Below are 11,161 nucleotides of genomic sequence, written 5' to 3' on the forward strand. Positions count from 1 at the left end.
CCCCATTATTTTCATCGAACATTCCTTATCCAAATGATTGTTTTTTATTGGTTACGTTCTAATAATACTTTTCCGCTACCATAATTTACGACAACACCCTCAGGCACAATGGCTGATATATACGACTGGCCACCAGGTAATTTATCTCCTTGTCTATACTTAACCATATTAATTAGCACAAAGCTTGATTTGCCACTGTCATCGTATACATGCACATTGACTTCATATTGACTTAATTGAGCTCGTTGACTAACTGGGATATCCGTTAATTTTACATAGTCAGTGTTAGAGGTTGTTGTATTTTGCTTCTCTACCGCAGCAGTGACAGAAGCTACTGTTGGTTTGCTTAATTCTATAGGTGCTGATAACGGTTTACTTGAATATTGAACTGGCGGTGTCTTCTTAACAATCTTTTTAATTGTTTTTTTGCTTGATTTTTTTACAACTTCACTTTTCGTTACTTTTGCCTCATCAAGCAATGAAGATGCTGGCAGCGTTTTGTTAGCATCATTAGAAAGCTCTATTGATTGAGGCGCTAACAGTTGGCTTGGTTCATCAATGACTACCACTAATTCCTCTTGATTATTAACGACAGGCTCAGAAGCTTCTTCTTTATTTTGTAAACTAATTTTCGACGGCTCTTTATGCAGATAAGTTTTCCAGATATACCCTATAGACAAAAAAATGATTAGCGCAAAATTTGCAGCCAAGGCTATAAGTACCCACTTTTTAAATCGATCTTCTTTTATAGTAGAACTAGTGGCATATCGAGCCGTATCTATACCAACAGCGTTTTCTGACTGACGTTCTTTTTCAGCTCGGGACAACGCATCTAATATCATTGACATTATCGTTACCCTTTATTTGTTGGCTTTAACTTAGGAACAACGCTAGTGCCGCTAACATTAATTAATTCAATAAACGTTTCTCGGCCAACAATACCATCTGCTTTAAGCCCTCTACTAGCTTGAAATTGTGTAACACGCTCAGCCAATTCTGAATTGAATTTCAAGTTATCGGCAGAATATTCAGCTTGTTGCTTACCCTCTATACCATCTAGCTGATGACGCAACCATAAAACATCAGGTCCTACAAAACCTTCTGCCAAAGATTCATTATCTGGGAATGGTGGCTTCCATAAAACAATGTAATTGCCCGACCATGTTTGCTGTAATTCTTCTGCTCTAACATCAACTTCTTTGTCATTAATTTTAATACTAAGATTATTCCCATTAGCCTTATACAACAAGACAAATATTATTTTTTGATTTGCATTCTTCAATTCTAATACTGCGGGGCGGTTATATTGAATAATATCCGCAATCACTCCTCGTCCAAATATACAACGCATGCCTGCTTTTATTGCGCGCGTACATGCTGTATCACCTGTGTATGCAGAATAATCTCTCTGCCACAGTGCAAATAAATTTGTGAACGCTGAAAAAGTATCTGCATTACCTGATTGGCTTAGCAATAGACTTGCAAACTTAGACTGCACAGGAAAATCCTGTTTGCGCATAACTGGTTCGGGCTCAACTATTGCTGTTGCTACTGGAGCAACCTCGGCAACTGGACTAGATAATTTTTTATCTATTATTTCTGCTTCAACATTAGCTTGCGCATTATTAAGAGGTGGCTTATCTGGCAATATTAAACTCCATAGGCCAATTGCAATTGCTAATAATGCAACTGAAACCCCACCTATTACCGGCCAACTCAAAGACAATTTTCTATGAGATGTTGATTTCCCCAACACCTCTGTTGCGGCATTACTTACAATGTCTTTTTTAATTAATGGCAGATTTGCGCCATAAGCACCAATTAATGCACGCTCGCATAAAGTATTCACCAACCTTGGAATGCCGCGCGACAACTTGTAAATTTCACTTACGGCTGATTTGGTAAACACCTCCCTTGTGACACCTGCAATTTTTAATCGATGTGTAATGTACTCGCCCGTTTCTTCTCTTGTAAGTGGTGTTAAGTGAAATCGTGCTGTAATGCGCTGGGATAGTTGTCTTAACTCTGGCATATCAAGCATGGTCTGCAATTCTGGCTGACCAATTAAAATTATTTGTAATAGTTTTTGAGTTGATACTTCAAGGTTAGTCAACAAGCGGACTTGCTCCAAGACCTCTGAAGTTAAGTTTTGCGCTTCGTCTATTACTACAACAATACGTTGTCCCTGACCATATGCTTTTAATAAGTATAAATTTAAGCGATCAATCAACGCTTTAATACTTGAGACATTTTTTGGATAACTCACCTGTAGCTCATCGCAAATGGATGCCACAAGCTCAACCGGAGACTGTTTAGGGTTGAGAATCAATGCGATACGCACATTATCAGTAATACTTTCTAATGCACTGCGGCATAAGGTCGTTTTACCGGTACCCACTTCTCCTGTAAGTAGTACGAAACCACCCGCTTCATCTGCACCATAGAGTAAATGCGCAAACCCATCCCGATGGCGTCTACTCAAGTATAGAAAACGCGGGTCAGGCGTGATCTGAAAAGGCTTTTCAGTTAATCCGAAATACTCTAAATACATAAGGTGTGATATGGCCTAATTATGTGGCTATTCTACTTGCAACAAACGCAAGCTGTAAAACTTACATAGACCCAATAAATTATGATTGATTTCATGCAAATGGACTAAATTGTCACAGACCAATCTATATTTTACGCCAACTCGTCCCTTCAGGCCGATCAAGTATCTCAATTCCCATCTCAGCTAGCTGGTCACGTATGCGGTCAGCACTAGCAAAGTCTTTTTCGCTGCGCGCTTGATTACGCTGTGTAATTAGACCGTCTATCATCACCTCATCAAGATCACTACTGCCGACACCAAACCATGCGCTTGGCTGTTGCTGTAATAAACCAAGCAACTGGCCACATTCAAGCATCGCACCTTTTAGTTCAGCGCGTTGCTGGTCGTCGCTAGCATTGTTAGCAAGCTTCGCCAATGCATGTAATTCACTAAATGCTAACGGTGTATTTAAATCTTCTTTAACAGCATTATAAAATTTGTCTGTTAATTCCTTTGCCGGTGTTGTTGCCTCAATACTAGCCAACTCTTCCAGCGCACCATAAAGACGATCTAAACATTTCTTTGATGAAGTTAGCAACTCATCTGTCCAATCAAGCGGACTTCTATAATGTGTACTAAGCAATGCGTAACGTACCGCCTCACCAGGAGCATTCTTTAAAAGATCATGGACCAGCAATACATTGCCAATAGACTTAGACATCTTTTCGTAATTAACATTAACAAAACCATTATGAATCCAGTAGCGACAAAATACTTGATGGTCGTGTGCACATGTACTTTGGGCAATTTCATTTTCATGATGTGGGAAAATTAAATCTTGTCCGCCACCGTGAATATCAATGGTATTACCCAGATGCTTTTCAATCATCGCTGAACACTCAATATGCCAACCTGGTCGGCCAGCGCCCCAAGGACTTTGCCAAGAGGGTTGGTCTGGTGTTGAAGGTTTCCATAATACAAAATCTGCAGGATCTTTTTTGTATGGCGCAACCTCAACACGAGCGCCTGCAATCATGTCCTCGCGATTACGCCCTGAAAGTTCACCGTAAGCTTTATATGCAGGCACATTAAACATTACGTGTTGTTCTGCTTCGTATGCAAAACCTTTATTTATTAAGCCTTCAATCATAGAGATAATTTGACCGATGTGATCTGTTGCACGTGGCTCAATATCAGGCATATCAACGCCAAGCGAGCCCATATCTTGATGGTAGATATTGGTAAATTTATTGGTAACAACATCTATTTCTACACCTTGCTCATTTGCTGCGGCATTAATCTTGTCGTCAACATCCGTTAAGTTTCTAGCATAAATTACTTTTTTATATTGCTTGCGGAGTAACTTAACTAACACATCGAACACAACTGCAGGGCGCGCATTACCGATATGTGCATAGCTGTATACAGTAGGCCCACATACATACATAGTTACACAGTCAGGATTTAGTGGTTCGAATACCTGCTTTTGTTTAGACAGTGTGTTGTAAAGTTTGATTGCCATATCTTCAAAATGTGTTTAGAAAATTAAACCTGCCCGCAATTAATACAGCCTAGAAACAGAAAATTCTGCCAAGCTATTTAATGCATTTTTATATTCAGTATTTGGCAGCCAATTCAATGCTTGCTTTGCTTTTTCAGCTTCCTTCAATGCAACATCCTCGGTATATTCCAACGCTTTAGTTTGTCTAATGACACTCATGACAAAGCCCAAACTATTACGATCACCATTCTGAATAATTTTAGCAAGCTGCTTCGCATGCTCCTCTGATGCATTTTTTAATGCATGAATAATTGGCAACGTAGGCTTGCCCTCTGCTAAATCATCTCCTACATTTTTACCCATGGTCGCACTATCAGCTCGATAATCTAATACATCATCTATTAACTGGAATGCAGTCCCTAAATGGTTACCGTAATCTTCCAATGATTGTTCTTCTTGTAGAGATCTACCAGCCAGCAAAGCACCGATTTGAGCTGCAGCCCCAAATAATCTTGCCGTCTTACATTTAATAACCTGCATATATTGTTCTTCTGTTGTCTCAGGTTCATTGCAATTCATTAATTGCAATACTTCACCTTCGGCAATGGTATTAGATGTTGTTGAGAGAATATCCATGACACGCATATCACCTACTTGGACCATCATTTCGAAAGCGCGTGAGAAAATAAAGTCCCCCACCAACACGCTGGCTTCATTTCCCCAAATAGAATTTGCGGTTTCTTTACCGCGGCGTAATTCAGAGGAATCAACCACATCATCATGGAGCAATGTAGCAGTATGGATAAACTCAATAATGGCGGCGGTCAGATAATGTTTATCCCCATCATAGCCACAAGCTCTAGCCGCCAATACCGCTATGACTGGACGCAGCCTTTTACCCCCACTATTGACGATGTATTCACCCATTTGCTCTATAAGCACTACATCTGAATGTAGCTGGGCTCTAATACTGGCGTTAACGCCATCCATGTCTTTGGCAACAAGTGCCTGTATTTCATTGAGTTGCATCTGAATTTATGAGGTTTCGCTAGATATGGCTCGCTATGAAGCGCTGTACATATTATTAAATATGCGCATAGAGCGATACCTTCCTTGCATCACTGAGTGTATATTTAGTCTATAATCATAATAATGAACGGTCATAGACTAGTAGGCAAGGCGATTGACCTGCCAGACCATAGTCGTTAGAATGCCGCGCTCTTTTTCACAAAGATACACGAACAATAATATTATGTATGCAGTTATCGCCACAGGCGGAAAACAATATCGAGTCGAGCAAGGTGATGTCCTTCGCGTCGAAAAATTAGATGTAGAAGAAGGCGGTAGCGTCGACTTTGACCAAGTCCTTATGATGGGTTCTGGTGATGACGTAAATATTGGTGCTCCTTATATCGCAGGTGGAAAAGTTAGTGCTGAAGTGCGTGCTCATGGTCGTGCCGACAAAGTTGAGATCATCAAATTCAAGCGTCGTAAGCACCATCGCAAGCAAATGGGGCACAGACAATCCTACACAGAATTAGTTATCAAAGAAATTAGCAAGTAAAAACGGAATTAATCGCAATGGCACATAAGAAAGCAGGTGGTAGTACCAGAAACGGTCGTGATTCGGAATCGAAACGACTTGGAGTTAAATGTTTTGGTGGTCAAGAGGTAGTCCCTGGAAATATCATCTTGCGTCAACGCGGAACTAAGTTTCACCCAGGACAAAATGTCGGTTTAGGTAAAGATTACACAATTTTTGCTAAGACACCGGGTGTAGTGAAATTTGAAGTTAAGGGACCTAAGAATAGGAAGTATGTCAGCGTAGTAAGCGCATAAAAGACAATTTACTTTCAATTTGAAAAGCCCCGAAATTCGGGGTTTTTTTTTGCCCAGCGTAATCACCAGAAGTAACAAAGACAGGCCAATCATATGAAGTTCGTCGACGAAGCAACTATCACAGTATACGGAGGAAACGGCGGAAATGGCTGCCTAAGTTTTCGTCGTGAGCGATTTGTTGCCAAAGGAGGACCTGATGGCGGTGATGGTGGTGATGGCGGCTGTGTTTATCTGCGTACTAAAGAAGGCATCAACACCCTTGCTGATTTCCGCTACACAAGAAGCTTTAAAGCCCAACGCGGAGCACATGGTGGTGGTAGCAACTGTACAGGTCGATCAGGTGAGGACCTATATATTGATGTGCCTGTCGGCACAGAGGTGTATGACAATAATACTGATGAATGTATTGGTGACTTAACCATCGATGGCCAAACATTATTAGTTGCAAAAGGCGGTTTTCATGGCTTAGGCAATCAACGCTTTAAAAGCTCTACCAATCGTGCGCCTCGCAAAACAACTAACGGTAGCGAAGGTGATATTCGTGAATTACGTCTAGAGTTAAAACTACTGGCTGATGTAGGTCTTCTTGGATTACCAAGTGTTGGCAAGTCATCATTAATCACCGCAGTATCTGATGCACGACCTAAAATTGCAGATTACCCATTTACCACTCTGCATCCTAACTTAGGAGTTGTACGAGTGGGTCCGCTGCAAAGCTTTGTCATGGCTGATTTACCCGGTCTCATTGAAGGTGCTGCTGAAGGCCATGGCTTAGGTATTCAATTTTTAAAGCACTTATCGCGTTGTCGTGTACTCGCGCATATGATCGATTTATCTGAACGTGGCAAAGGTGAAGATCCAATCTCTCAATTCATTACAATAGAAAAAGAGTTACAAGAATATAGTGACGCCGTTTCAAATAAAGACCGTTGGTTAGTATTTAATAAAATCGATCTACTGACGGAAGAAGAGTTACAAGACACCATGAAGCATGTATGTGATGAAATTAGCTGGAATGGCCCCGTATATGCCATTTCTACCGTTACTAGGGTAGGCTTGGATCAATTATGTAAAGATATTCTTGGTTATTTAATAGAACAAGAAAGTGAACATGAACAGTGACAATATAAGTACTCAGCAATCCAAGCGTTGGGTAGTAAAAATAGGTAGTTCTCTCATCACAGATGACGGCCAAGGTCTAAATTTATCCTTCATCAAAGCATGGATGAAAGAATTTGCTGAGCTACGCAATCAAGGTTACGAGCTGATTTTAGTATCTTCCGGAGCTGTAGCAGAAGGCATGGCACGATTGGGATGGAAGCAACGCCCGCGCACTTTACATGAACTGCAGGCCGCAGCCGCCATTGGTCAAATGGGATTAGTTCAAGCATACGAGCAGTTTCTACAACACCATGATTTACACAGTGCACAAGTGCTACTTACCCATGAAGATTTACGTGATCGACAGCGATATATTAACGCCCGTTCCACTCTAACGACATTACTAGAATTGGGCGTAATACCTGTCGTTAATGAAAACGATACAGTCGCGACTGATGAAATTCGTTTTGGTGATAATGATAACCTGGCGGCATTAGTCGCCAATCTCATTAGTGCTGATCAATTAATTATTCTTACTGATCAGGCTGGTATATTTGATAAAAATCCAAATGAATTTAAAGATGCAAAATTGATCGAATCCTGCGCTACTAATGATAGAGTTTTAGATATTGTTGCTGGCCCTTCCCATCATGCATTAGGTCAAGGAGGTATGTTGACTAAAGTTTCAGCGGCCAGAAGAGCTGAACGCTCAGGAACTTCGACGATTATCACTTCTGGGAAACAGTCCAATGCTCTACTTGCTGTGGCTAGTGGTAAATATACTGGAACCACGATTATGCCAACTATAGAACCATTAACTGCACGCAAACAATGGATAGCTAATCAATTGCAAGTAGTAGGCAAAATACAGCTTGATGCTGGAGCGAGCAATGTAATTAGGTCTGGCGGTGCTAGTCTGCTACCTATAGGGGTAAAGTCTGTTCAGGGTGTATTTAAGCGTGGCGACTTAGTCGCATGTAATGATGAGCAGGGTAATGAAATTGCCCGTGGTTTAATTAACTACAATTCTGATGAAACTAATAAGATTTTAGGTAAATCGACGTCCGATATTGAGTCAACATTGGGTTATATTGACGAACCAGAATTAATTAACCGGGATAATTTAGCGGTCCTTTAAGCTGTGCTTACATGACCAGCAAAAAAGATATTACATTGCGCGGATGCGCGAATTTAAACGTTGCTTATGTCTCGCTGCTTTGTTGGTATGAATAATACCTTTACGTGCAGATGAGTCAATCACAGGAACTGAAGCAGTGTAGAGCTGCTGAGCTTCTTCTTTATTACCCGCGTCGATAGCTTTCACAACACTCTTAATAAATGTGCGAAGTTTTGATCTCATTGCAACATTGCGTTGTCTAGATTTCTCTGCGGTACGTGCTCTTTTACGAGCTGAAGCTATATTTGCCAAAATCTGTCCTTTTAAATCTAAGCTTTGTGTTTTTGGGCGTCGAACTATGCGTTTTTCACCATAAAATGTCAACAGAATACCCATATAAAGCGCTATCAATTGATATCAAAACAGGATTATTCTGTAATTTGTTGTATGACCACCACGTATAAACGGCCACCGTTTTGCTGGTGATGCAAATACAACTCTAATAGGTTAGAGTTTTTCTTTACAAATCAATCAACTATCTGCAAATTATCTCTAAGTGAGCAAAAAACCTGTTAAATCCACCTTAACTGTTGGTGGCGCTACATTTGTCTCGCGCATATTTGGCTATGCTCGCGATGCCATTATATTTATTGTTTTTGGAGCTAACGCTGGCACAGACGCATTTTTTGTGGCTTTTCGCATCCCAAATTTTTTACGCCGGCTTTTTGCAGAGGGGGCTTTCTCCCAAGCATTTGTACCAGTAATGACGGCACATCTACATGATAGCGAAAATGATTTTAGACGCTTAATCGATCATGTTACTGGCTTGTTATCGATCATTTTACTGATTATCACTACACTAGGGGTTCTCGCCTCACCCTGGCTTATACACATTTTTGCACCAGGTTTTGATGATCCGGCACAACAATTGTTGGCCAGTGATATGCTCAAAATCACCTTCCCCTACCTTTTGTTTATTTCGCTGACTGCCTTATCTGGCAGTATTCTAAATATTCGACAAAAATTTGCGGTGCCCGCACTAACCCCGGTTTTACTCAATCTATCACTGATTGGTGCAGCAATATGGTTATCCCCAAAAATGGAAAACCCTGTGACAGCTCTTGCTTGGGGAGTGTTCATTGCAGGTATTGCACAATTATTATTCCAGATCCCTTACCTACTAAAGGCCCATTCATTACCCGTGCCGAAGCTATCAGGAGCCAAACAAGGTGTTGATAGAATCCTAAAGTTAATGCTACCAGCCATGTTTGGGAGTTCTATCGTACAGATCAATTTACTAATCAACACTATTATCGCTTCATATCTTATTGCTGGAAGTATTAGTTGGTTGTATATGTCTGATCGTTTTGTTGAGCTACCGATCGCTCTGTTTGGAATTGCTACCGCGACTGTTATTCTTCCTATGTTGTCAAAACAATATGTATCCAAGCAACATCAGGAATTTGATCAAACCATGCAATGGGCATTAAAAGTGTCTTTACTCATTTCTATTCCTGCTATGTTAGGTCTTGCAGTATTATCAGGGCCAATACTATTCACTCTAGTGCAATATAGAGAATTCAGTTTGTTTGACACTCAAATGGTTACTCTTAGTTTAATGGCATCCTCACTTGGGTTACCTGCATACATATTTATTAAAGTATTAGCGCCAGGCTTTTATTCGCGCCAAGACACAAAAACACCAGTAAAAATTGGTGTATTAGTGATATTCATTAACATATCGCTCAGTCTATTATTTATATGGTTATTGCCTGACATAAAATTACCTGGCGCGCACGCTGGCCTTTCTTTAGTCACTTCATTTTCTGCTTATGTAAATGCTAGTTTGCTATATATCTTACTTAGAAGAGCCAAGGTACTAAACGCTAGCAGGCAAAGATTAACTATGAGCCTAAAAATAATTATCAGCTCTATCGTAATGTTACTTAGTTTATGGTGGATCAATCCAGATGCGGATGTATGGGCTAGCTGGAATAGCCTTACCAGACTTGGCTCACTCATGGGTTTGATTATTATTGGTATCACCATTTACACAAGTCTATTACTAGTCCTTGGCTTGCGTCCTAGTCAATTTCGTCTGCAATCGAATTAGGCTCAATTCATATGATCCTACTTCGCGGCAGCACAAAGTTTAATAGAATCAATCAACCTACTGTGGCTACGATTGGTAATTTTGATGGATTTCACTTAGGTCATCAGGAAATCATTAATTTCGTCATAACTAAATCTGTACAGCAAAAAGCAAAGTCAGTATTAATCAGCTTTGAGCCGACCCCAAAAGAGTTCTTCTGTGGCCCCCAAGGACCCGCTCGTATTTATCCTATCCGCAAAAAAATAGAATTAGTTCGCGACTTTGGATGTGACTATTTTGCGTGTCTACATTTCAATCAGTTACTAGCAACCATGCCAGCGGTGGACTTTGTAAAGAAGATCTTGCACGATTCATTAAATATTAAAACCTTAGTCGTTGGCGATGATTTTAAATTTGGTCATCACGGGTGCGGTAATATTGATTTGCTATGCAATATGGGTGATAAACTTGGATTTCATGTCCATGTTATAAACCCAGTCTTGCACCGCCACGAGCGTGTCAGCAGCACTCTGATTCGAGAAAAATTATCACAAGGCAAGTTTGATGAAGTTGCTTCTTTGTTAAGCCGTCCATTCAAAATGTCAGGTCGTGTTTTTCATGGCGATAAAAGAGCCCGAACTTTTGGCTTCCCAACTGCAAACATTTTAATTGGTCGTTTAGTTTCGCCCATTAAAGGTGTATTCACCGTCAGCGCCAGTCATAATAATAACCAATGGCAAGGCGTTGCCAATGTTGGAAGCAGGCCTACTGTTAATGGTCAACGACAGCAGTTAGAAGTTCATTTATTTAATTGCCAACAGGATTTATATGGCAAAAGATTGGATGTGGAATTTCATACAAAGTTAAGAGATGAAATAAAATTTCCATCACTTGAAGCACTGAAACATCAAATAAGCATTGATGTTACAAAAGCACAACAATATTTTAGTCAAAGGACGTAACACTCAGTGAGCCAGGATT

General features: G+C 40.4%; 11 protein-coding genes. 6 read left to right on the forward strand and 5 right to left on the reverse strand.

Features of this window, described 5'->3' with window-relative positions:
- Positions 1 to 44 precede the first annotated feature (44 nt).
- The 4 genes from R8G33_09405 to ispB all read right to left on the reverse strand — a co-directional run bounded on the left by R8G33_09405 (position 45) and on the right by ispB (position 5,060).
- Positions 45 to 848: a general secretion pathway protein GspB gene (locus R8G33_09405; GenBank protein ID MDW3095874.1), complete on the reverse strand. Its 804-nt coding sequence runs from the start codon at positions 846 to 848 to the stop codon at positions 45 to 47.
- A 5-nt stretch (positions 849 to 853) separates the two neighbouring features.
- Positions 854 to 2,551, reverse strand: coding sequence for an AAA family ATPase (locus tag R8G33_09410; protein MDW3095875.1), 1,698 nt, complete (start codon positions 2,549 to 2,551; stop codon positions 854 to 856).
- A gap of 124 nt (positions 2,552 to 2,675) precedes the next feature.
- A complete protein-coding gene (gene cysS, locus R8G33_09415; protein MDW3095876.1) occupies positions 2,676 to 4,052 on the reverse strand; it encodes a cysteine--tRNA ligase in 1,377 nt (458 codons plus the stop codon).
- Between the two features lie 39 nt (positions 4,053 to 4,091).
- Entirely contained in the window at positions 4,092 to 5,060 is a 969-nt protein-coding gene (gene ispB, locus R8G33_09420; protein MDW3095877.1) for an octaprenyl diphosphate synthase, read from the reverse strand.
- Between the two features lie 223 nt (positions 5,061 to 5,283).
- Here ispB and rplU point away from each other — a divergent pair, with 223 nt between their 5' ends.
- The 4 genes from rplU (at position 5,284) to proB (ending at position 8,109) form a co-directional block, all read left to right on the forward strand.
- Entirely contained in the window at positions 5,284 to 5,595 is a 312-nt protein-coding gene (gene rplU / locus R8G33_09425) for a 50S ribosomal protein L21 (GenBank protein ID MDW3095878.1), read from the forward strand.
- Positions 5,596 to 5,612: 17 nt separating this feature from the next.
- Positions 5,613 to 5,870: a 50S ribosomal protein L27 gene (gene rpmA / locus R8G33_09430; protein MDW3095879.1), complete on the forward strand. Its 258-nt coding sequence runs from the start codon at positions 5,613 to 5,615 to the stop codon at positions 5,868 to 5,870.
- 93 nt (positions 5,871 to 5,963) lie between these two features.
- A complete protein-coding gene (gene cgtA, locus R8G33_09435; protein MDW3095880.1) occupies positions 5,964 to 6,992 on the forward strand; it encodes an Obg family GTPase CgtA in 1,029 nt (342 codons plus the stop codon).
- Entirely contained in the window at positions 6,982 to 8,109 is a 1,128-nt protein-coding gene (proB, locus tag R8G33_09440; protein ID MDW3095881.1) for a glutamate 5-kinase, read from the forward strand. The genes cgtA and proB overlap by 11 nt, the downstream gene beginning before the upstream one ends.
- 30 nt (positions 8,110 to 8,139) lie before the next feature.
- Here proB and rpsT read toward each other — a convergent pair whose 3' ends face one another.
- On the reverse strand, positions 8,140 to 8,400 hold the full coding sequence (gene rpsT, locus R8G33_09445) for a 30S ribosomal protein S20 (GenBank protein MDW3095882.1): 261 nt from the start codon (positions 8,398 to 8,400) through the stop codon (positions 8,140 to 8,142).
- Positions 8,401 to 8,644: 244 nt separating this feature from the next.
- On the opposite strand from rpsT, the gene murJ reads away from it, so the two are divergent.
- Together murJ and ribF are read left to right on the forward strand one after the other, a co-directional pair.
- Positions 8,645 to 10,201, forward strand: a complete 1,557-nt coding sequence (gene murJ / locus R8G33_09450; protein ID MDW3095883.1) for a murein biosynthesis integral membrane protein MurJ — start codon at positions 8,645 to 8,647, stop codon at positions 10,199 to 10,201.
- A gap of 11 nt (positions 10,202 to 10,212) precedes the next feature.
- A complete protein-coding gene (gene ribF, locus R8G33_09455; protein ID MDW3095884.1) occupies positions 10,213 to 11,142 on the forward strand; it encodes a bifunctional riboflavin kinase/FAD synthetase in 930 nt (309 codons plus the stop codon).
- The last annotated feature ends 19 nt before the right edge of the window (positions 11,143 to 11,161 follow it).

It is taken from the genome of Gammaproteobacteria bacterium (genome assembly GCA_033344735.1).
Taxonomy (GTDB): domain Bacteria; phylum Pseudomonadota; class Gammaproteobacteria; order UBA4575; family UBA4575; genus UBA1858.

Excerpts from the sequence above, each read along its gene's own strand:
- R8G33_09410 (MDW3095875.1), bottom strand. The coding sequence starts at position 2,551 with ATGTATTTAGAGTATTTCGGATTAACTGAAAAGCCTTTTCAGATCACG.
- ispB (MDW3095877.1), bottom strand. The coding sequence starts at position 5,060 with ATGCAACTCAATGAAATACAGGCACTTGTTGCCAAAGACATGGATGGC.
- R8G33_09405 (MDW3095874.1), bottom strand. The coding sequence starts at position 848 with ATGTCAATGATATTAGATGCGTTGTCCCGAGCTGAAAAAGAACGTCAG.
- rpmA (MDW3095879.1), top strand. The coding sequence starts at position 5,613 with ATGGCACATAAGAAAGCAGGTGGTAGTACCAGAAACGGTCGTGATTCG.
- proB (MDW3095881.1), top strand. The coding sequence starts at position 6,982 with ATGAACAGTGACAATATAAGTACTCAGCAATCCAAGCGTTGGGTAGTA.
- cgtA (MDW3095880.1), top strand. The coding sequence starts at position 5,964 with ATGAAGTTCGTCGACGAAGCAACTATCACAGTATACGGAGGAAACGGC.
- rplU (MDW3095878.1), top strand. The coding sequence starts at position 5,284 with ATGTATGCAGTTATCGCCACAGGCGGAAAACAATATCGAGTCGAGCAA.
- ribF (MDW3095884.1), top strand. The coding sequence starts at position 10,213 with ATGATCCTACTTCGCGGCAGCACAAAGTTTAATAGAATCAATCAACCT.
- cysS (MDW3095876.1), bottom strand. The coding sequence starts at position 4,052 with ATGGCAATCAAACTTTACAACACACTGTCTAAACAAAAGCAGGTATTC.